The organism is Paenarthrobacter sp. AR 02, assembly GCF_021538675.1.
GTDB lineage: Bacteria > Actinomycetota > Actinomycetes > Actinomycetales > Micrococcaceae > Arthrobacter.
Genome location: NZ_JAJUKH010000002.1, coordinates 1 through 20,629 on the forward strand (window position 1 = coordinate 1; position 20,629 = coordinate 20,629).

At 63.5% G+C, this 20,629-nt stretch carries 17 protein-coding genes and 1 rRNA gene; 8 read left to right on the forward strand and 10 right to left on the reverse strand.

Translation table 11 applies throughout. From position 1 onward, the window contains the following. Position 1: 1 nt before the first annotated feature. From rrf to LRQ04_RS06180, 3 genes are all read left to right on the forward strand, one after another. Positions 2 to 118, forward strand: a 5S ribosomal RNA gene (gene rrf, locus LRQ04_RS06170). Between the two features lie 88 nt (positions 119 to 206). Next, positions 207 to 701 (forward strand): SRPBCC domain-containing protein, encoded by a 495-nt coding sequence (locus tag LRQ04_RS06175; RefSeq protein ID WP_235518748.1) that lies wholly within the window; start codon positions 207 to 209, stop codon positions 699 to 701. Beyond that, on the forward strand, positions 694 to 1,212 hold the full coding sequence (locus LRQ04_RS06180) for an N-acetyltransferase (protein WP_235518751.1): 519 nt from the start codon (positions 694 to 696) through the stop codon (positions 1,210 to 1,212). Before LRQ04_RS06175 ends, LRQ04_RS06180 begins: the two co-directional genes overlap by 8 nt. A gap of 25 nt (positions 1,213 to 1,237) precedes the next feature. Here LRQ04_RS06180 and LRQ04_RS06185 read toward each other — a convergent pair whose 3' ends face one another. Both LRQ04_RS06185 and LRQ04_RS06190 read right to left on the reverse strand, forming a co-directional pair. Then, positions 1,238 to 2,260 carry a LacI family DNA-binding transcriptional regulator gene (locus tag LRQ04_RS06185; RefSeq protein ID WP_235518757.1) on the reverse strand — a complete coding sequence of 341 codons (1,023 nt, stop codon included), beginning with the start codon at positions 2,258 to 2,260 and terminating at the stop codon, positions 1,238 to 1,240. A gap of 19 nt (positions 2,261 to 2,279) precedes the next feature. Continuing rightward, positions 2,280 to 4,022, reverse strand: coding sequence for a glycoside hydrolase family 13 protein (locus LRQ04_RS06190; RefSeq protein ID WP_235518759.1), 1,743 nt, complete (start codon positions 4,020 to 4,022; stop codon positions 2,280 to 2,282). A gap of 289 nt (positions 4,023 to 4,311) precedes the next feature. Here LRQ04_RS06190 and LRQ04_RS06195 point away from each other — a divergent pair, with 289 nt between their 5' ends. The 3 genes from LRQ04_RS06195 to LRQ04_RS06205 all read left to right on the forward strand — a co-directional run bounded on the left by LRQ04_RS06195 (position 4,312) and on the right by LRQ04_RS06205 (position 7,910). Continuing rightward, positions 4,312 to 5,745 (forward strand): FAD-binding oxidoreductase, encoded by a 1,434-nt coding sequence (locus LRQ04_RS06195; protein ID WP_235519706.1) that lies wholly within the window; start codon positions 4,312 to 4,314, stop codon positions 5,743 to 5,745. Between the two features lie 293 nt (positions 5,746 to 6,038). Then, the gene (locus tag LRQ04_RS06200) at positions 6,039 to 7,319 is read left to right on the forward strand and encodes an MFS transporter (RefSeq protein WP_235518760.1); all 1,281 of its coding nucleotides are present in this window, start codon (positions 6,039 to 6,041) and stop codon (positions 7,317 to 7,319) included. Positions 7,320 to 7,421: 102 nt separating this feature from the next. Beyond that, positions 7,422 to 7,910, forward strand: coding sequence for a pyridoxamine 5'-phosphate oxidase family protein (locus LRQ04_RS06205; protein ID WP_235518762.1), 489 nt, complete (start codon positions 7,422 to 7,424; stop codon positions 7,908 to 7,910). Between the two features lie 83 nt (positions 7,911 to 7,993). Here LRQ04_RS06205 and LRQ04_RS06210 read toward each other — a convergent pair whose 3' ends face one another. The 6 genes from LRQ04_RS06210 to LRQ04_RS06235 form a co-directional block, all read right to left on the reverse strand. Then, entirely contained in the window at positions 7,994 to 9,223 is a 1,230-nt protein-coding gene (locus LRQ04_RS06210) for an amidohydrolase family protein (protein WP_235518767.1), read from the reverse strand. Positions 9,224 to 9,246: 23 nt separating this feature from the next. Beyond that, a complete protein-coding gene (locus LRQ04_RS06215) occupies positions 9,247 to 10,269 on the reverse strand; it encodes an ABC transporter ATP-binding protein (protein WP_235518768.1) in 1,023 nt (340 codons plus the stop codon). 8 nt (positions 10,270 to 10,277) lie between these two features. Beyond that, a complete protein-coding gene (locus LRQ04_RS06220) occupies positions 10,278 to 11,327 on the reverse strand; it encodes an ABC transporter ATP-binding protein (RefSeq protein WP_235518771.1) in 1,050 nt (349 codons plus the stop codon). Then, a complete protein-coding gene (locus tag LRQ04_RS06225; protein WP_235518772.1) occupies positions 11,327 to 12,328 on the reverse strand; it encodes an ABC transporter permease in 1,002 nt (333 codons plus the stop codon). Before LRQ04_RS06225 ends, LRQ04_RS06220 begins: the two co-directional genes overlap by 1 nt. 82 nt (positions 12,329 to 12,410) lie before the next feature. After that, positions 12,411 to 14,135, reverse strand: a complete 1,725-nt coding sequence (locus LRQ04_RS06230) for an ABC transporter substrate-binding protein (protein ID WP_235518773.1) — start codon at positions 14,133 to 14,135, stop codon at positions 12,411 to 12,413. Between the two features lie 45 nt (positions 14,136 to 14,180). After that, positions 14,181 to 15,233: an ABC transporter permease gene (locus LRQ04_RS06235; RefSeq protein WP_235518775.1), complete on the reverse strand. Its 1,053-nt coding sequence runs from the start codon at positions 15,231 to 15,233 to the stop codon at positions 14,181 to 14,183. A 148-nt stretch (positions 15,234 to 15,381) separates the two neighbouring features. On the opposite strand from LRQ04_RS06235, the gene LRQ04_RS06240 reads away from it, so the two are divergent. Continuing rightward, on the forward strand, positions 15,382 to 16,848 hold the full coding sequence (locus LRQ04_RS06240; RefSeq protein ID WP_235518777.1) for a chlorohydrolase family protein: 1,467 nt from the start codon (positions 15,382 to 15,384) through the stop codon (positions 16,846 to 16,848). A 52-nt stretch (positions 16,849 to 16,900) separates the two neighbouring features. Further along, positions 16,901 to 17,584, forward strand: a complete 684-nt coding sequence (locus LRQ04_RS06245; RefSeq protein ID WP_235518778.1) for a GntR family transcriptional regulator — start codon at positions 16,901 to 16,903, stop codon at positions 17,582 to 17,584. Positions 17,585 to 17,591: 7 nt separating this feature from the next. Here the strand turns inward: LRQ04_RS06245 and LRQ04_RS06250 are convergent, their stop codons facing one another. Together LRQ04_RS06250 and LRQ04_RS06255 are read right to left on the reverse strand one after the other, a co-directional pair. Beyond that, the gene (locus tag LRQ04_RS06250) at positions 17,592 to 19,013 is read right to left on the reverse strand and encodes a DUF4032 domain-containing protein (RefSeq protein ID WP_235518779.1); all 1,422 of its coding nucleotides are present in this window, start codon (positions 19,011 to 19,013) and stop codon (positions 17,592 to 17,594) included. Next, complete coding sequence (locus tag LRQ04_RS06255; RefSeq protein WP_235518780.1) at positions 19,010 to 20,596, reverse strand: beta-N-acetylhexosaminidase; 1,587 nt, start codon at positions 20,594 to 20,596, stop codon at positions 19,010 to 19,012. Before LRQ04_RS06255 ends, LRQ04_RS06250 begins: the two co-directional genes overlap by 4 nt. Positions 20,597 to 20,629: the final 33 nt, after the last annotated feature.

The window sequence follows — 20,629 nt, forward strand, 5'->3', positions numbered from 1 at the left end:
TTACGGCGGTCATAGCGTGGGGGAAACGCCCGGTCCCATTCCGAACCCGGAAGCTAAGACCCACAGCGCCGATGGTACTGCACCCGGGAGGGTGTGGGAGAGTAGGACACCGCCGGACAACCATTAACAGGGAGAGCCCCGACCACGACGGTCGGGGCTCCCCCCATTTAACCACCCGGTTCGCGCCGCCGGTAAAGTAGGTGGTCATGGAAAATCTCTTCAGCCATCCCGCGTCCGAACCCGAGCCCTCCGAGCAGTCCGGCAATGAGCTTGAGCCCCTGGTGGTGACCGTGGTGGTCCCATCGAACGTTTCGCATGCTTTCCAGGGCTTCACTGACCACCCCCACCTGTGGTGGCCCATGGAGGAGGAGAGCGTCTTTGGGCTCGGTTCCCATGTGGAGTTTGAGGAGAACCTGATCCTGGAGACAGCCGAGGACGGCCGCACCTCTGTCTGGGGCACCATTGACGACTGGCAGCCACCCCTGTCCTTCCATGCCAGCTGGTACCCGGCGAGCACCCCCTTGTGGTCCACGGAAATCCGTGTGGCATTCCGTGCAGTTGATGAAGGCACGGAGGTACGCCTGGTCCACGACGGTTGGGAAGGGGCCGAGGATCCTGAGGCCTCACGGGCTTCCTATGCCGAGGGTTGGCCTCGCGTGCTGCAGCGCTACGTGAGATTCATGGGCGGAGCCGTTGCCTAGGGTCCGCCGGCTCCACGCCGATGACTGGTTGTTGTTGAAGAACGTTCGCTTGGAGATGCTTGCAGACACCCCCATGGCTTACATCGAAAGCCTGGAGGCGGCACGTCGGCAGACGGATACCCAATGGCAGCAGCGAGCGGCCGCAATGTGCGGGGATGGCAACGTCACGCTGGTTGCGGATGGGGGCAAAGACGATCCCACGCTCTACGGGCTGATGAGGGTGGTCCTGAAGCACCCGCAGGATTCTGAGTCGACACGGGAAGCGATGCTCATCAGTGTTTACGTGGCCCCTGAGCATCGCGGCTTGGGGTTGGCTGATGAGCTTTTGAATGAGGCGTGCAGGGTCGCAGGGGAGTCTCTGGGCGCCGATCGTCTTGAGCTGGGAGTCCATGAGGACAATGCCCGGGCTCAAGCGTTCTACAGCCGCCATGGATTCGAGTTGACGGGTGCCAGCCGGCCCTATCCGCAAGATCCGGCCAAGCTGGAGCTCGTGATGGAACGGCTGCTGTAGACGGCGGGCCAGAGCGCTAGTACAGCTAGTTCGCGTCGGCCGGTGGAACAGCGGTGCTGGTGCGCACAACGAGCCTGGTGGGGTGCTGCGTGTCCGCTGCGACGAGAGGGGTGCCGTTGGTGATCGCCCCAAGGAGGGTACGGACTGCAAGTGCCCCTTGACCCTTGGCATCCTGGTCGATGGTAGTCAGGCCCATGACGTTACCAAGATCGTGTCCGTCGATGCCCATGATCGAGATGTCGTCCGGGACGCGCAGCCCGAAGTCGCGGGCAGCCAGGATGGTGCCGATCGCCATTTCGTCAGATGCTGCGAAGACGGCGGTTGGCCGTTCCGGCGCGCCGGCAAGCAACTGCCGGGCGGCCGCATAGGCGCCTTCTATGGTGAAGTCCGCAGAAACGATCCATTCGGGCCTGACCGGACATCCGGCGTCGTTCATTGCCTTTTCGAAACCGGTGCGGCGGGTTCCGGGCAGATGGAAGTCCTGATCGTAGGCTTCATGACCGGTGATGTGGGCGATCTTGGTGTGCCCCAAGCCTAGAAGGTGGTTGGTGGCCTGGCGCGCAATGGCCGTGTCGTCGATCCTGATGGTGGAGGCCCCAGGCAGTGGCCCGCCGATGCCAACAATGGGGCGGTGCACGGCGTGGAGTTGCCGGAGCTCGTTCTCGCTCAATTCCAAGGAGACCGCAATGACCGCGTCCACACGCTTACGCAGAAGGAAATCGTTGAAGACACTCTGCCGGTGGGCCGCATTCTCCCCGATGTTGTAGAGCGTGAGGTCGTAGCCCGCCTCCAACAGGGCTGCTGATGCGCCCTCCACCACCGCTGAAAAGAACCAGCGATGGACGGAGGGTACCACCAGGCCAACGTTGTGGGTCCGGCCGGACGCCAGGCTGGATGCGTGATAGGACAAAACGAAACCCAGCTCGGAGGCTGCAGCCTGGGCACGTGCGCGGCTGGCAGGGGATACGCTGCCTTTGCCGCTCAGGGCCCGGGAAACTGTTGCCACGGACAAACCTGCGCGCTCGGCAACGTCCTTGATACCGGTCATCCCGCTCCTTGAAGAAGATTTAGCTGACTTTGAGCCAGACTGTCTCTCCCGAGCTTATTTGATCAGCAGCCTGTGGTTCCGCGCTTACATGCCGGGAGCTGCGCAGGATCAGCTCTCCGGGCGGCATCGGCATGGGCTGGTGTGCCGTGTTCATGACCACCAAAATGTTTCCGTTGAGGTACGCGAGCGACGAGCCGCTGCAGTAATCCTCCACCCAGGCCAATGATCCTTCACCAAGTCGGAGTGCGGCCCTTTCGGCCAGTAATGCACGGTACAGGTTAAGGTGCGACGCCGGATCGGACTCCTGCTTGTCCCTCGCCAGTGCGGGCCAGGACTCGGGCTGGGGCAGCCAGGGATCCTTGCCGTCCCCGAAGCCGGCGTTGGCGTCCGCGGACCGCCACGGCAGCGGCACACGGCAGCCGTCGCGGCCGATGCGGGCCCCGCCTGTCCGGCTGAACGTGGGGTCCTGCCGAAGCGCGGCGGGGATGGTGGTGGAATCGGGGAGGCCCAGTTCCTCACCCTGGTAAAGGTAGGCGCCGCCCGGCAGGCCGAGCATGAACATGGTGGCCGCGGCAGCCCGCCGTCGTCCGAGTTCCTCGTTGGGTTGTACGTCGTCAGGCCCTATGCCATCACCATCGCGGGGGCCAGGTCCGTCGTAGCCGAACCGGGAAACGTGCCGGACAACATCGTGGTTGGAGAGAACCCAAGTACTCGGGGCCCCGACAGCATCCAGCGAGACCAGGGAGTCAGTGATGGTGTGGCGAAGGCGGTAGACGTCCAAGCCGGCATGCAGGTACGGGAAGTTGAAGGCTTGGTGCATCTCGTCGGGGCGGACCCACAGCGCCAGCCGCGGAAGCGGGTCCACATTGGCTTCGGCGCAGAGGATGCGGTCCGGCCCGTATTCCTCCAGGATGGAGCGCCAGCGCCGGTAGATGTCGTGCAGTGCGGGCTGGCCGAACATGGGAGCATCCTGGCCCGGGAAGCCGTCCGAGCTGTTGCCATCAGCACGGCCGCCCCAGTTGGGAAGGCCTGCGGCTTTGACCAAGGCGTGGGCAACATCAACACGGAAGCCGGAAATACCGCGGTCCAGCCAAAAACGGAGCACGCGTTCAAACTCTGCGTGGACCGCAGGGCTGTCCCAGTTGAAGTCCGGCTGCGAGGAGTCGAAAAGATGCAGGAACCACTGTCCTGGCCTCCCGTCCGCTTCGATGATGCGGGTCCAGGCCGAGCCGCCAAAGTGCGACTGCCAGTTGTTGGGCGGCTCGTTGCCGTCCGGACCAAGCCCGTCCCTGAAGATGAACATGTTGCGCTCGGGGCTATGAGGTCCGGCCTGGAGTGCCGCCTGGAACGCTACGTGCTGGTCGGAGCAATGGTTGGGAACCAGGTCCGCAATGACGCGCAGGTTCAGCCTGTTGGCTTCGGCAATCAGTGCGTCAAAGTCCGTCAGGGTGCCAAACAGCGGGTCGACGTCGCAGTAGTCGCTCACGTCGTAACCCGCGTCCCTCTGGGGCGAACGGTAGAACGGCGACAGCCACACGGCGTCCACTCCCAAAGCTGCAAGCTTCCCCAGTTCTTCCGTGATGCCAGCCAGGTCTCCTACACCGTCACCGTTGAGGTCGCGGAAGGACCGCGGATAAATCTGGTAGATGACGGCGGAACGCCACCAACCGTGGGCGTCGGAGGCGTCGTGGACTGGGGTTATCTGCGTGAATGCAGCAGTGGGCTCGTAGGCCTCAACTGAGAGCAATGAATCAACGGACATGGACACATCGTAGGAGACAGCCCGGAATATTGAAAGCGCTTCCACTTTCATGAACGCGCCACCCGCAGCAAAGTGAAGTGGGGCGGATTTTCGCAGGAGTAAGTTCGGGGCACAGTCTGGAAACGCTTACAGACGCCATCGAGGGAGGCCCGGCGGATTTAGCCCGGCTGTGCCAAAACGGTCAAGGGTCCGCTGGCTAGACTATGAGCACGGAAACACTGCGAAGACTGCCGGGTTGGCGTGTCCGCGGTGCTCGTGTGAAGGGAACACCTTGTCTGACGAAATGGCCATGGCCGGTACACCACAGAAACGCACACACGGCCAAGGCGAAGCAGCCCAGCCATCAGCAGCGCAGCGGGCTTTCCTGCGCGACCTTGCGGAAGGCCTGGGCGCCGGCAATCTGGCCCAGGACGTTGAAACACTCAGCACCTACTCAGCCGACCAGGGCCCCCTCTTGGAACGGCACCTGCCCCTTACCGTCGTTTGGGCTGAGTCCGTGGCGGACGTGCAACACGTCGTCCGCACCTGCGCCGCACACCAGGTTCCGATCGTCGCCCGAGGCGCCGGAACGGGTGTCTCCGGTGGTGCGCACGCCACCGAAGGGTGCATCGTCCTGAGTCTCGAACGGATGAACCGCATCCTGGACCTGAACCCCGACGACGAGACCGCCGTCGTCGAACCCGGCGTCATCAACGCCGAACTGAACGCAGCAGCCGCCGAACACGGACTGATGTACGCCCCGGACCCCGCCAGTTACAAAATGTCTACCATCGGCGGCAATGTGGCCACGAACGCGGGTGGGCTGCGCTGCGCCAAATACGGTGTAACGCGTGATTCCGTGTTGGCGCTTGATGTCGTCATGGCTGACGGCTCCCTGATGCACACCGGCCACCAGACCTTCAAGGGCGTCGCGGGCTACGACCTGACCGCCCTGCTGGTGGGCTCCGAAGGAACACTGGGAATCGTGGTGGGCGTGACAGTACGCCTGAAATACCTGCCGCGCGAAATCCACACCATCGCCGCGTTCTACCAGGACTTCCGCAGCGCAGCCGCGGGCGTCCTCGCTGTAGGCCGGGCCCGGGTCCAGCCAGCCATCATGGAACTCCTGGACAACGGCACGCTGGTGCAACTGGACGAACTGCACGGGGGAGACCTCCAGAGACGCGGCAAATCCCTGCTGCTCATCCAGACCGACGGTTTCGGTGCTGCTGCCGAGGCCGACGTCGTACGGCAGGTCCTCGCCGACGGTGGCGCCACCGTTACCACCGAAGCCAGCGCCGAAGCCGAAATGCTGGTGGAACTGCGACGCAACAGCCGCGGCGTCGAGGTCGACGACGAATTCCGGGTAGGCGAAGACATTGCCGTCCCACGATCGCGGCTGGTGGACTTCGTAGCCGCCCTTGAAGCGATGGCCGAGCGGTTCCAGGTCCGGCTCAAGGTAGTGGCCCACGCCGGCGACGGTAACCTGCACCCCACCTTCTGGATGGACCGGGTGGACCCCGTCACCGACACCGACGCCCTGCAGCGCCTGAACGCAGCCTTGGACGAGTCCATTCGGGTGGGGCTCCAGATGGGTGGAACCATCACCGGTGAGCACGGCGTAGGGCAATACAAGCTGCGCTGGCTGGGACTTGAGCAGCCGGAGCCCGTGCGGGAGCTGCAGCGGCGGATCAAGGAGCTGTTCGATCCGCAGGGGATCCTGAACCCGGGGAAGGCTATCTAGGAACCGGCTAGCGGCGCGTACCGGCCGGGCCGAGCGTACCGGGCGGGCCGGGCCCGAAGGCCCGGAACGCTCTGCGCGCTCGGTCGTTCCTCCCTTAGACGCGCGCTGCCGCGTTCCGGGCCTTCGGGCCCCTTGGGGGCGCACCGGCAGCGTTGCCGCCACATCACACCCCCGCTCTGGTATTCCAAAGTTTGTGCTTCTCGTCTTCTGGTCACATCGTTTCTGGCATTTACATTCGTTGATTCTGCTCATATTCTTATTTGGTATACCAAGTGAGTTATGAGGAGGATTGCGTGCGTGAAAACCGGGTGGGTGGGGCGGGGCTGGGTTCGAGGGCGACGACGGGCCTGATCTTGCTCGCACTTGTGATGGTGTCCATCAATCTTCGGCCGGCAATTACTACGGTGGCCGGGGTGATGAACCAGGTGCACGGGGTTTATGGACTCGATCCTTCGCTGCTTCCGCTCTTGGGAACGATGCCGGTGCTGGCCTTCGGGATTTCGGGACCCATTGGGCCGTGGCTGGCTCGCCGACTGGGAACCGGACGGGCCGTAGCCGTGGCACTCCTGGCGTTGGCTGCAGCGTTGATCCTCCGTGCGACCGTGCCAGCGCTCTTGCTCCCGGGCACTTTCCTGGCCGGCATGGCGATCATGAGCGCCAGCGTATTGGTTCCGCAGATCGTCAAATCCAACAGGGGCACGGGGTGGTGGACTGGCCTTTGCACCATGGGATTTGGACTAGGTGCAGCACTTGGGGCCGGGCTGGTCCAGCCACTGGAGCAGGCCTTCGGCGGAAGCCTGCCGTCGGCACTTGCCGCCTGGGCCGTGCCGGCCCTGCTGGGGGCCTTCCTGATCCACCGCTCCGGAGGACGCACGACGTCGACACCCCCGTCGCCCGGAACGGCCAGCCAGGTGCCTGGTCCAGCCAGCCCAGTATCTGGCTCGGCCAGCCCACTCAGGAAGCAGCGCACGGCATGGGCGGTCACGGCGTTCTTCGGTTTGCAGGCCATGCTCTACTTCGCCATCACCTCATGGCTGGCTGTGTACCTGGTGTCCCGGGGGCTCTCGCCTTCGGATGCCGCGGCATTGCTCGCATGGTTCAGCCTCGCTGGATTGCCGGCCAGCCTCCTTGCTCCTGTCCTGGCGGGCCGGCCCAGGATACTGCGGGTCATGGCACCCGGACTTGGAATATCCGTGGCCCTCGCACTCGTGGGAGTGCTGGTTGCACCCGTGGGGCTGCAGTTCGTCATGGTCGGCATACTCGGGGTTGTGCAAAGCGCCGGTTTTGGCCTGGCCATGGCACTGGTGGTGATCCGCTCGGCGGGGCCACAGTCAGCCGGTCGGCTCTCGGCCATGAGCCAAGGGTTCGGCTTTGCGCTTGCTTCGCTGGGCCCATTGGGCGCCGGATTGCTTCACACCATGACTGGCGGCTGGGAATTGACGTTCTGGACGCTCTCGGCCGAGGCGCTGGTGCTGGCCGGGGCAGGATTCCTGGCGATTCGAGGGCCCGTGGTGAGCGTCGGACTGACCGAGGTGCCCCCGCAACCCGCGTCGAAAGCTGGATCTCTTCGCTGAGGCGCTGTCCGACGCCGGTGGAACCACCTGGCGCTGAAAACAACCTTTCCGGAGGCAGGCGGGGCCTTTCGGGGGGTCCCTCTGCGGCGTATCCTCGGCGATATGACGACCTCAGCATCAGGGACGAATCAGCCAGCCACACCCGCTACGGAAATCCTTGAAACCAACGAGTGTTGGGAGCTCTTGCGCGGCGTATCAGTTGGCAGGCTGGCTGTGTGGGTGGAAGACCACCCCGATATTTTCCCCGTGAATTACAAAGTGGACCACGGAACCCTGGTCTTCAGGACCGGCGAAGGAACCAAGCTCCACGCGGCCCTTGGCGACACCCCGGTGGCCATCGAGGCCGACGGGGTCAACGCCGAAACCGGCGTGGCGTGGAGCGTTGTGGTCAGGGGCCAGGCGTCCGCGGTGAAACTGACCCAGGACGTGCTGGACACGATCGGGCTCCTGCTGTTTCCGTGGGAAGCCGGCCAGAAGGACCAGTTCATCCGCATCACACCCAGCAAAGTCACAGGCCGTCGCTTCACAGTCACTCCGGCTGTGACATGGTGGACGCCGTTGGATGACGCGCCAACTGCGCGAAGCGAGTAGCCGTTAATAACGAAACCCGCCCTGGTTCGGAACTCCTCATGCTCAACGGCGAGGAGAACCAACCAGGGCGGGTTTCGTAGCGGCTAGACCAGTTCCAACTGGTCAGCCACCACACGGCCTGCATGAATCACGGTACGGTCCTTGCCACGGTCCATGACCGTGGAGGCCACCGTTTCGCCGTCCACCAGGAGCAGTTCGGCAGGATCGCCAACCTCGACGCCGGGACGGTGGGCCGTGTCCTTGAGCCGGGTAGCGCTGGGGTCAAGGATGCTCGCGCCGCCGATGGTGGCAATGGCCAGGCAGTGCTCGATCAGCTCGTCCTTGCGGAAACCGTGCGTGAACGCCAGCTGCCATGTACGGTCCAGCATGTCCGTGTTGCCGTAAGGGGACCAGTAATCGCGTTGGCCGTCTTCGCCCAGGCCCAAACGGACGCCGGCCTCGGTGAGGAGCGGGATGGGCAATTGTCCTGCGGCGGAAGGAGCTACCGAAGCCAAGGAAACGTCCAGCTCCGCAAAGGCGTCAATGAGCCTGCGGGTAGTGGCTTCGTTGACGCTGCCCAGTTGGTAGGCGTGGGACATGGTCACTTTGCCTTGCATGCCCAGGGCCCGGGTGCGCTCGAGTACCAGGTCCGTGCTGAAGACGCCCAGCTCGCCTGGCTCGTGCAGGTGGATGTCGATGGGCACCTGATACTTCTCGGCCAGGCCGAACACGATGTCCAGGTGTTTGACCGGATCCCGGTCAAGGGTGCAGGGATCGATGCCGCCCATGACGTTGGCACCGGCCTTCAGTGCCTCCTCCATGAGTTCCACTGTGCCTTCTTCCAGCAACAACCCGGCCTGGGGGAAAGCGATGATATCCACGGAGGCCTGACCCGCAAACTTCTCCTTGGCCGCAGCCACCGCCTCGAATCGTTCGAGCCTGCAGTCCACATCCACCTGCGCGTATGAGCGCACGCGGGTGGTGCCGCGCGCGATCATCCGGCCCAGGGTGTCGTTGACGCGGTCCTGCAAGGGGACCTCGGCGTTGCGCCAGTTGAGGCGGTCGTTCATCATCATGGTCCACACGCCCGGACCGCCGGTGTGCTCACGGAACGGCAAGCCTATCCGGGTCGAATCGAGGTGCACATGGACATCGGAAAAGGACGGGAGGAGGAGCCGTCCCCGGCCCTCCACCACTGTGACGCCTTCCGGAACTGCGCGGGCAGAGTCGTGAGGTTCGACGGCGGTGATCTGGCCGCCAGTTGCGCCCGAAACAATGCTGACGTCGCTGAGCTCATGCCCCCACGGGCGAACGGCGCGGATCAGGGTGTTCAATGTTTGCTCCTTTGGTAGTGAATCTATTGCACACCGGACAGCACCGTGGCAGCCATACCTGCGTGGTGGCAGGCGGGTGCGTCCGGTGTGGCTGGTGTGGGAATCCGGTTGATACAGCGCTGGCGTTGTTCCTCGGGAAGCGTGCCGATCAGCGGGCAGCGGGTGCGGAAGACGCAACCGCTGGGTGGATTGGCCGGCGAAGGAAGGTCGCCGCGAAGGCGGATCTTCACCTGTTCACGGGCGGCACGCGGATCCGGCAATGGCACAGCTGACAACAGGGCCTTGGTGTAAGGGTGCAAGGGGTTGCTGAACAAGGCGTCGCGGGGTCCCTGCTCCACGATCTTTCCGAGGTACATCACGGCAACGTCGTGGGAAATGTGACGGACCACTGAGAGATCGTGGGCGATGAAGATGTAAGAAACGCCGGTGTCACGCTGAATCTGTTGCAGGAGGTTCACTACCTGCGCCTGCACCGAGACGTCCAGCGCGGAGACGGGTTCGTCGCAGACAATAACCGAAGGGTTCAGGGAAATGGCCCGTGCGATACCTACCCGTTGCCGCTGACCCCCGGAGAACTCATGGGGGAAACGGTTGTAATGCTCAGGCTTCAAACCCACTTGGTCCAGGAGTTCCTTGACCCGGTTCTTCAGGCCACCTTGTGGGTTGATCTTCTGCGCCACCATGGGAGCCGCGATCGCCGTCCCGACGGTTTGGCGGGGATTCAGCGAGGCAAACGGGTCCTGGAAGATCATTTGGACCGTCCGCCGGAAGTTGTACAAGCCCCTTCCGTGCAGTTCACTGATGTCCTCACCGTCCACGACGATCCGGCCGCCGGTCGGGTCCAGCAACCGCGCCACCATCCGTCCGGTGGTCGACTTACCGCACCCGGACTCACCCACGAGCCCCAAAGTCTGGCCGCGGGCAAGGCTGAACGACACGCCGTCGACCGCTTTGACCGAACCCTTGGCGGAGCCGGGAAGGAGGCCACCTTTCAGCGCGAAGTGCTTTTGCAGGTTCTCCACCTGGAGAATTGGCTGATGTTCCATGACGGGTCCTAACGCGAATTCCGGATGCTGATGAGCTGCGGGCCGCTCAAATGGCAGCGCTTGCCGTGCCCGTCCTCCATCCGCAGTTCGGGACGCTGGCTGGCGCAGACGCCGTCGCCGGCGATTTCGGCGTATTGGCATCGCGCGCTGAAGATGCAGCCATTGGGCAGGTCAAGGAGCGACGGCGGCTGGCCCGGAATGGGGTTCAGCCGGCTTTGGGCACTGTTGAGGGTGGGCATCGAGTTGAGCAGGCCGAGGGTGTAGGGGTGCCGGGTGTCGTAGAAGATCCCGTCCACTGGCCCCGACTCGACGCATTGGCCCCCATACATGACCAGCACGTCGTCACAGACTTCCGCCACCACTCCGAGATCGTGGGTAATGAGGATGAGCGCCGAGTTTGTTTCTTCCTGGAGTCCGGACATCAGGTCCAGGATTTGGGCCTGAACCGTCACGTCCAGCGCAGTGGTGGGCTCGTCCGCGATCAACAGTTCGGGTTCGCAGATCAGCGCCATCGCGATCATGGCCCGCTGCCGCATGCCCCCGGAGAAGTGGTGCGGGTACTCGTCATAGCGTTGCTCCGGGCTGGGGATGCCCACCCTTCCCAGCATGTCGACGGCGGCCGTCCGGGCCTGCTTTTTGCTCGCCTTGTTGTGGACCAGGTACGCCTCGGCAATCTGGTGCCCCACGGTATAGAACGGGTGCAGCGCCGACAGGGGATCCTGGAAGATCATGCCGATATTGCGGCCACGCAACTGACGCATGGCGGATTCGGGGAGCGCCACCAGGTCCTTGCCCTGGAACATGGCCTGCCCGGTGACCTGCGCAGACGTGCCTTTGAGCAAGCCCATGAGCGCTTGGCTCGTGACGGATTTTCCGGATCCGGATTCGCCCACAATTCCCAGGGTCTGGCCGCGTTCCAAGGTGAAGTCCATGCCGTTCACTGCGGAGACAACGCCGTCGTCCGTAGGGAATTTCACGCTGAGGTCCCGGACCTCCAGGAACGGCGCGGTGGCCGTACCGCTGGCGGGAGCGCTCGCGGGGGCGGTGTTCAACTGCATCATTGGAGCCTCACTCGGGGGTCGATGGCGGCATAGGCAAGGTCCACCGCCACGTTGGCGACGATGACGAAGAATGCGGCGAGCATGGTGATGGCCATGGTGACCGGGAGGTCCCCGGCGATGGCAGCGTGCACTGCCGTGAAGCCGAGGCCGGGGACGGAGAAGATCTGTTCGGTGAGCACTGCTCCGCCGAGCAGCAGGCCGATGTCCATGCCCAGCATGGTGACCACAGGGGTGATGCCGGCACGGACACCGTGTTTGAAAGTCACAGTGCGGGGCGCCAGGCCTTTGGCACGGGCGGTCCGGATGAAGTCCTCACCGAATGTCTCAATCATGTTGGTGCGGGTGACACGGATGTAGGAAGCACTGAAGAGGACGGCCAACGCGATCCAGGGCAGCAGGTAGTTGGCCACCCAGGCCCCGGGACCGTGCGGACCGAAGGGGCTGTTGATCTCGTTGGTGGTGAACGGCAACAGGTGCAGTTGGTTGACGAACAGGAGCAGCAGGAACAGACCCGTGACCGGGATGGGAAGGGAAACGCCTACAGAGGCTGCGCCCACAATGAACTTGTCCACCGGCGAACCCTTGCGGAGGGCCGCCAGTAGGCCGAGCCCGACGCCGGTGATGGTCCACAGGACAAGCGCACCGATGGCCATCGAGAAGGTGTAGGGGAGGGAACGGGCAATGATGTCGGCTACGTTCTCGTTGGTTTGGAACGATTTACCCAAGCACGGCCATTCGCACAGCGTCTGGGCGCCGGGGGCACCGATCATCCGTGACGAGAAGAGGCCGCGGATGTAGTCGAAGTACTGGACGAAGAACGGCTGATCCATGCCCAGCGCGACCCGTGCCTCGGATATGCGTTCGGGGGTGCATTCCTGGCCGCAGGCAGCCGCGGCAGGATCAGACGGGCCCAATTGGAAGAGCGTAAAGGTGATGAAACTGACCGCTGCCAGGAGCAATACCAGCGATCCGGTCCGGCGAATAATAAAAGTCGTCATGGTGGTGGTTGCGGGCCGCCCGCTGATGCAGCCGGCCCGCTTCTCCTTCTGGACTATGCCCGATTGGTTTCTCGAAGTCCGGCTATTGCTCGACGCCGACGATCGAAAGGTCGATGCCGCCGAAGAAGTAGCCCACCTGGGCATTGCGGACATTGGAGCCCACCACGCTGTTGGTGTGGGTGCGGATGAGCGGCACGATCGGGTAGGTCTTCAAAGCTGAGCCGAAGGCCTCGGACCACTTCTTACCGAGTTCCTCCGAGGTTCCGTCAGTGTTGCGCAGCTCGAACATCGCCTTGGACACTACGGGGTCGAAGTACCGGGAAGTGTTGGAGAAGCCATAGCTGGTGCCGTCATTGTTCGGCCCCAGGAGCGGATCGGCCGAGGTGCGCACCGATGCAGGGTCGGCACCGCCGCACCAGCCGGACCGTCCCATATCCGGAAGCTGCTCGCTGGCCAGGACCGAGTAGTAGTTCGGGGCCGGAATCGGCACCAGTTCCACGTCGATTCCCAAAGCCTTGAGGTTTTGCTGGACCACGGTGCCGGTGTTCTTGAAAGCGTCGCGGTTGTTCGCGTAACCGTACGTAAGGGTCTTGGGGTAGTCCTTGCCCTCCAGGAGCTTCTTGGCTTCCTCGAGCTTCGGCTTGCCGGTGGGGTCGAGCTCCAGCTCAGTCTCCACGTACCCGCGCATCTTCGCGTTCAGTGGGCTTTGGGTGAGCTCCCCGAAGCGTCGGCCACCGTACTGGACCAGGATGGACTGCCGATCCAAAGCCAGTGCGATCGCCTTGCGGACATCGGGGTCCTTGATCTTCTGGGTGTTCAGGCTCAGCACATCGTTGCAGCCCAGCAGCCCGGAGGCCACGCGATCCTTCACTTTTGCGTCTGCGAGCTTGGCGGAATCCGAGGTCTGCAGTGCGCCATTGGAGTCCAGGGTGATGGCATTGGGGTCCGAGTCGGCCAACAACTGCTGGCTGATGGTGGCCTGAGAGGTCGAAAGCGAGAAACTGAAGGTGTCCGGCAGGGCCGAGCGGTTGGGGTCCGTGGCAGCATCCCAGTGCGGGTTACGGACCAGTTTCAGGGATTTGCCGCGGTTGTAGGACTCCACCATGTACGGACCGGAGGATACCGGGTGGTTGGTGTAGTCCAGCTTGGTGTCCTTGGCCCTGGGAACAGGGGCCGTGTTGGAACGGGAAGCCAGTGCGGGGAACTCCGCGAATGGCTTCTTCAGGTGGAAGACCACGGTCCGCTCGTCGGGTGTTTCAACTGCCTTGAGTTCAGCGGAAGGATCCTTGTACGGCCCCTTGTGCCCACCAGCGTCGAGTGCTGCATTCAACTCCTGCGGCGCCTGGGTGAAGACGTCCTGGGCGAAAGTGCGCTCCACGCCGTATTTGATATCGGCGGAGGTGATGGGCGTACCGTCCTCGAACTTCACGCCTTCCTTCAGGGTGAACGTCCAGCTGAGGCCGTCGTCGGAGACTTTACCGGTGTCCGTTGCGAGGTCCGGCACCACAGTGGGCGGCTGGCCGGCTGTTTCCTTGGCCATCGTCAGCGTGCGGTAGTACAGCTGGCCGACGTTGGCCGTCTGTACGTAGTTGCTGTTGCCAGGATCAAGTGTCTGGAAGTCGGAGGACATCAGGACGTTGATGTTTCCGCCCTTGCCGTTGAAACCGGACTTGACCACAACCGGCGCAAGTTCCGTGACTGACTGGGCCTGGTTGGAGTTGGTGGGCTGGTTCTTTCCGGCGCCACAGCCGGTGGCGGCTACGGCGATCAGCACGGAAAGAGCCAAGGCTCTTGCAGGGGTTTTCATGATGCTCCTTGAGGGGGTGTGGTGATGCGGGGATGAATGCGGGATTCAGTGGCGGGAAGCTTTAGGGTCCAGTGCGTCCCTGACGGCGTCACCAAGGAGATTGAACGCCAGGACGGTGACGATGAGCATGACGCCGGGAACGGCCAGGAACCATGGATCGCTGAGGTACCAGTTACCGGATTGGGCGGCGTTCAGCATCTGGCCCCACGACGGTGTGGGGTCCTTTACGCCGACGCCCAGGAAGGACAGTGCTGCTTCGGCTGAGATGTTGGTGGGGATCAGCATGGTGGCGTAAACCAGCACGACTCCCATGACGTTGGGGATAATCTGCCGGAACAGGACACTCACGTGCGAGGCGCCGAAGGACCTGGCGGCTTCCACGAATTCGCGCTCGCGGACGCTGAGTACCTGGCCCCGGACGATGCGGGCGAGGTAGGCCCAGCCGAAGAAGCCAAGGATGATCACCAGCGAGGCCATGGGCAGGAAGCTCCCTTCGCCCAGCGGGGTATCCCGGAGCCGTGACTGAAGGATGGGCGTCAGCGACAGCACCAGGAGAAGATGGGGAAAAGCGAGGAACAGGTCCATGATGCGGCTGATGATCGCGTCCGTTTTGCCACCGAAGTAGCCGGCCGCCGCGCCCAGGACAGTTCCGAGCACGACCGAGACAGCGGTGGAGAGCAAGGCGATGGTCAGGGAAACCTGGCCGCCGTAGGCAAGCCTGGCGAAGAGATCGCGGCCCAGGCCAGGCTCCACGCCCAACCAGTGCTGTGCCGAGGGGTACATGTAGCCGGGAAGCGGAAGCCCGGGTGTTTGGAAGTCATCCAGCACCTCGGGGCTGGTGTTCGACGTAAAGGGGTCGTTTCCCGACATGGCGCTCAACACGGGAGCCAGGATGGCGAACACCATGATGGCCACCACGACGCACAGGCTGAGGAGCGCGATCTTGCTGCGGCGGATCCGCATCCACGCAGTGGCGAGCAGTGAGCGGGCCTCGGCAGGCGCTTTGGACTCGCCCGCCGCTGCCCGAGGAAGCGGCGGGCTGCCGGTGTTCGGTTCGATGGACTGTAACTGGGTCAACGGTTCTGCTCGTTTCATCATCCGAGGAGCGTGCTCCGGAGTTCTTGTATACCAAAATAGATTAGAGCAGGATTCATGCGATGTAAATCACAAATAATGTACTGTTTGGAATACCAGAGAGTTCCTCGCGCTGAGCCAGCAGAGGACAGGAAACATTGAGGAGCCACCCGTGCCAACCAAGGTCACCGCCCGCTACGTGCTGGGTTATCACAACGGACACCACGTCCTCCTTGAAGACGCCTGCGTTGTGTATGACGGCTCCACCATTGAGTACGTCGGCCATGACTACCCCGGAGCCGTGGACGAAGAGCGCCAGCTTGGTGACGCCCTGCTGATGCCCGGCCTGATCGACCTCGACGCGCTCACGGACATCGACCACCTCATCCTGGACAGCTGGGCCGGACCGGAACACGCCAAAGGACACCAGTGGTCGGAAGACTACTTCCGGAACCGCCGTGCAGACGTCTTTACCGCCGAAGAGCGCCAGCAAGTCCGCGAGTACGCCCTGATCCAGCTCATCCTGCACGGCGTCACCACGTACATGCCCATCGCCTCCGAAGTGCACTCCACATGGGCCGAGCCCTATGAGGAGCTGGTGGGCATGGCCGAAACCAGCCGACGCCTCGGCCTGCGCGGCTTCCTGGGCCCTGCCTACCGCTCCGGCGTGAACGTCGTCCTGGAGAGCGGCAAGCGTTCGGTGATGTTCGACGTCGAGCGTGGCCGTGAGGGTTTTGCCGATGCGTTGCGCTTCATCGACCATGCGACGGAACTTAACGACCCTCTGGTGACTGGCGTCCTGCTCCCGTGCCGGATCGAAACACTGGACATAGGGTTGCTTAAGGAAACGGCGGCGGCATCCGCCGACAGGGACATTTTGGTGCGCCTCCACTCCCTGCAGGGCCTGATGGAACGCGAACTCATCCTGGACCGGCATGGAGTGGCGCCTTTGGAGCTCCTTGAACAGGTGGGTCTGCTGGGCGAACGGCTGCTGATTCCGCACGCCACCTACACAGACCGCAACCCGGCCGTGTTCGGCGAGGACCGCGGCGACCTCTCAACGCTTGCGGACAGCGGTGCAAGCATCATCCACTGCCCGCTCACGTCCATGCGTTACGGCAGTGCCCTGGATTCCTTCAATGCCTACAAGGGAGCGGGCATCAACATTTCGCTGGGCACCGACTCCTTCCCGCCGGACCTGATCCGCGGAATCGACGCCGGAGTGCAGCTCGCGAAAATCCTCGCCGGAACCAACGACGCCGGTGACGTTGCGGGATACTTCGACGCAGCCACCCTCGGTGGTGCGCATGCCCTCCGCCGCCCAGACCTGGGCCGGTTGGAGCCCGGAGCCCAGGCGGACCTGGTGGCCTTCTCCTTGGGGGACATCCGTGACGGCGTCCACGACGATCCACTCCGGACGCTTGTCCTGAACGGAACAGCCCGCCAGGCTGTGCTGTCCGTGGTGGCTGGCCGAACCATCATGGCTGACGGTGTGATCGACGGGGTGGACCTGGACTATTGGCGCCTGAAGGGCCAGGAATTGTTCGACAAGATGCGCCAGGCCTACAGCGTTCGGGACACCCTGAACCGCCCTGCCGATGAGCTGTTTCCTCCCGTGTATGCTCGGTTGGAACGCTGACCGGCGCCGTCCGGCACATGAGGCGTGCAAGGGTGTGAAGGAAGGTTTGACAGTGGCTGAGGCGATGCCGGAAACCGGAACTGGCCGCGACGACGAGGCCCGTGCCGAGAACGTCTATCAACTGGTGCTCGAAGGCATAGTCACAGGCACGTATGCCCAGGGCATGCGTTTACGTGAACGCGAACTTTCCGAGGTCTACAACGTCTCGCGTATTCCGGTGCGGGAAGCCATCCAACGGCTTGAGCAGGACGGTTTTGTCCAGACGTTCCCGCGTCGCGGTGCCGTGGTGCGGCAGCTAACGCTCACCGACGTCAACGAGTTGTTCGACATCCGGCTGTGCCTGGAAACGTTCGCCGCCCGGATGGCTGCCACCCGGGTGGCGGAAGGCGCCGACGGCGGCCGGTTGGAGGAGCTGATGCAGGCCTCCACGGCGGCCATCGATGAGGACCGGACCGAAGACGTCGCCGTGATCAGTGCCGAGCTCCACGCCGAAATCGTCCGCCTGTCCGGAAACCGCCTGCTGATCGAGTCCGTGAAGCCGTTGTTCGGCAGGATGCGGTGGATTTTCGGGCTGGCGCACAACCGAAGCAACGAACTCCAACGCGAAGAACACACTGAGCTCTGCAACGCCATCTTGAAAGGCCGGCCTGATCTGGCCTACTCCCTGGCATACTCGCACATCGAATTGGGCCGCGAACCGGTCCTGTCAGGCCTCGCCGAGACGCTGGAGCCCTAAAGCTCCACTAGTCGTCGGCGTCCGGGTACTCGTCTTCCTCCTCGTCGTCGTAGCGGCCGGATTCCTCCACTTCGACTTCGAGGATCTTCAACAACTCAGTGTCCGGGTTCAGCATGATGGCTGCCTCGTCACGGCGGTGCTGCAGCACGGTGTCCAGGTAGGACTGCACCGTCTCGGCCAACGGTACATACCTGTCCTGCTTCTGGCTCATGTACCAGCGGTGCTCCAGGACTTCATGGACCACCTCTGCCGGTTCCAGCTTCCCGGCCAAGTGGCGGGGAATGGAACGGACAATGGGTTCGAAGATCTGGCTCACCCAAATGTGGGCGCTGATTTCCTCATCCAGTTCCGGGTTGTTGTCGGCACGGAACTGGTCCATGTCGTTCAACAGCCTGCGGGCTTGGTTCTCCTGGGCGTCCAAACCCGTGAGGCGGAGCAACCGCCGCTGGTGATGGCCGGCGTCGACCACTTTGGGCTGGAGCTGGATGGTGGAGCCGTCCGCCGTGGTCTTGATGGCGTATTCCTCCACGTCGAAGCCCAGCTCGTTGAGGCGGCGGATGCGCGCCCCTACGCGCCAACGCTCGCCGAGCTCAAAGGACTCCTTTTCCGTTAGCTCGGTCCAGAGCCGGCGGTAGCTGTCCATGATCAGCTCGCTGGTGGCTACCGGGTCAACCTTTTCCTCAATCAGCCCGCCATCCAACAGGTCCATCAGTTCACCTGCAATGTTCACCCTGGCGATCTCGAGGTCATATTCGCGCTGGCCCATGGAAAGGTCACGGTAGAGCTCGCCCGTTTCCGCGTCCACCAGGTACGCGGCGAAAGCGCCCGCGTCACGGCGGAACAGCGTGTTGGACAGCGACACGTCACCCCAATAGAAACCCACCAGGTGCAGGCGCACCAGCAACAGCGCCTGCGCGTCAATGAGGCGGGTCAGCGTGTCCTTCCGCAGCATCTGGGAGAACAACGCGCGGTAGGGCATGGAGAATTTCAGGTGCCGGGTGACCAGAACGGGGTTCAGCGGGCGCCCGTCCGCGGTGGTGCGGCCGGTGATGACGGCCACGGGTTCCACGCAGGGAACGTCCAGCCGTGCCAGCTTACGGAGCATGTGGTACTCGTGGCGGGCGACGTGTTCTGAGGTCTCCTTGATGGCAATGACCGAGCCGCCAAGGTGGGCAAAACGGACGATATGCCGGGAAATACCGCGGGGCAGGGCCGCAAGGTACTCGGCGGGCCAGTCCTCCAGGGCGATGTGCCACGGCAGGTCCAACAGCTCTGGATCAGCTGCCGCAGCAGTGATGTTAAGCGAACCGATCACGCTGGCCGGCGGTGCGGTGTCCTGCGCGCTGGCTGCCTCAGTCCTGGGGAGCTTGCCGATCTGCCCGTAGTCGGTGGGTTCGTCGTGCCACTGGGCTCCGTTTTGCTCGCTCATGCCTCAATTGTTCCGTACTTGGCGTCGCTGGCGGTTATCGCGCCTGAAAAGGGATACTCCGGCTTCGCCGACCATTCGACGTCGGGTGTTTCCTGGAAGACGACGCCTTGCCGCGTGAGCCGCTCACCCAAGGCGCCCAACCGACGTCGGAAGTCACCGGCGTTGCGGACTTCCTGGCCGGACCAGGCCACTTCCGCCAGTGAAACCGCCCGTGGGTACAGGAGCCATTGGGCCTGTTTGTTGTTCCGTACCGTCTCAGACCACAGGGGCCCTTCGATGCCGAGGATCTGTTCGTCGTGCAGGCCGCCCTGGGCAGGGTCCCAGTTGTAATACTCGGACCAGGTGAAGGGGCCGCCTTCCACCCACGACAACCCAACGGGACTTTCCGGTGCATATTTTTGGTCCAGGTAGGTGTTCGCTGCGGGGGACATGATGACCGGTGTGCCGCTGTTGTGGGCCTGTCGCACGGTGGCCTCCAGATCGCCGTGCCAGTACTGGATCACCGCACCTTCCGGAAGCTCGACGGCGGCAAACTCGTTCCAACCCACCACGGCCTTGCCAGTCGCGGCGGCTATCCGGACAAACTGCTGCACCATGGCGACGTAGTCCTCGTGGGCCGTGACATGGGCTTCGTCTCCACCGATGTGCAGGTACGGGCCTACAGTGATGTCGGCGAGCTGTCCGAGGACTTCGCGGGCGAACTCGTACGTGGCCGGTAGGTCCGCGCTCAGGGTCGACCAGCCAACCTCGGCCGTGGTGCTCATGGGTTTGGCCTCGCTATCCGGATTGAGCTGAGGGATGGCGGCGAGGGCGGCGTTGACGTGTCCGGGGAGGTCGATTTCCGGCACCACCAGGACATTGCGGCTGGCGGCGTACGCCTGGATGTCCCGGAAATCCTGTTGCGTGTAGAAGCCGGAGTTGCCACGCGCGGGCACGGCAGTTGGGACCTCGACGGCGCCCGTGCCGCCCAGCCGGGTGAGGTTCGCGTAGTCCAGCCCGGATGGATTCTCCTTGGGCTCCAGGACTTCGATGCGCCACGACTGGTCATCGGTGAGGTGCAGATGCAGTGCGTTCAGCTTGAACTGGGTCATGACATCGATCTGCTCCTTCACCTCCTCCACTGTGAAGAAGTTGCGGGCAACATCCAGCATGAGGCCGCGGTAGGCGAAACGCGGCGCGTCAACGATGTCGACGGCGGGAATCACCCAGACGCCATCGGCGTCCCGCTCCGTACCCTCAATGGATGCGGGGAAAAGCTGCCGCAGTGTCTGCACTCCGTTGAACAGGCCGGCATCTGTGGAGGACGAGAGTCGGATGGCATCGCTGGTGACAGCGAGCGAGTACGCTTCCGGGCCGCCGTCGAAAATGTCCACCAGCTCGAGGACGATGTCGCCGGGGCGGGTGTCCTCCGTTATGGGCAGCTCGAAACCGGTGCCGCGACGCAGGAGCGAGGCAAGCTGCTCAGCGACGGGCACGGCAGGATCGCTTGCCACAATCCGGGCGTTGGGGGAGAGCGTGAAGGCAGGGCTGTCCAGGAGTTCGACGTGCGAGGGGCGGGGGATCAGGGTATCTGTCGTGTTCATGCCGTTCTTTCTGGGAGAAAGGTTAACGCGAGA

Coding starts and splice junctions, on each gene's coding strand:
- LRQ04_RS06230 (WP_235518773.1), bottom strand. CDS start 14,135: ATGAAAACCCCTGCAAGAGCCTTGGCTCTTTCCGTGCTGATCGCCGTA.
- LRQ04_RS06195 (WP_235519706.1), top strand. CDS start 4,312: ATGGCCGGTACACCACAGAAACGCACACACGGCCAAGGCGAAGCAGCC.
- LRQ04_RS06205 (WP_235518762.1), top strand. CDS start 7,422: ATGACGACCTCAGCATCAGGGACGAATCAGCCAGCCACACCCGCTACG.
- LRQ04_RS06255 (WP_235518780.1), bottom strand. CDS start 20,596: ATGAACACGACAGATACCCTGATCCCCCGCCCCTCGCACGTCGAACTC.
- LRQ04_RS06250 (WP_235518779.1), bottom strand. CDS start 19,013: ATGAGCGAGCAAAACGGAGCCCAGTGGCACGACGAACCCACCGACTAC.
- LRQ04_RS06220 (WP_235518771.1), bottom strand. CDS start 11,327: ATGCAGTTGAACACCGCCCCCGCGAGCGCTCCCGCCAGCGGTACGGCC.
- LRQ04_RS06190 (WP_235518759.1), bottom strand. CDS start 4,022: ATGTCCGTTGATTCATTGCTCTCAGTTGAGGCCTACGAGCCCACTGCT.
- LRQ04_RS06185 (WP_235518757.1), bottom strand. CDS start 2,260: ATGACCGGTATCAAGGACGTTGCCGAGCGCGCAGGTTTGTCCGTGGCA.
- LRQ04_RS06235 (WP_235518775.1), bottom strand. CDS start 15,233: ATGATGAAACGAGCAGAACCGTTGACCCAGTTACAGTCCATCGAACCG.
- LRQ04_RS06175 (WP_235518748.1), top strand. CDS start 207: ATGGAAAATCTCTTCAGCCATCCCGCGTCCGAACCCGAGCCCTCCGAG.
- LRQ04_RS06225 (WP_235518772.1), bottom strand. CDS start 12,328: ATGACGACTTTTATTATTCGCCGGACCGGATCGCTGGTATTGCTCCTG.
- LRQ04_RS06215 (WP_235518768.1), bottom strand. CDS start 10,269: ATGGAACATCAGCCAATTCTCCAGGTGGAGAACCTGCAAAAGCACTTC.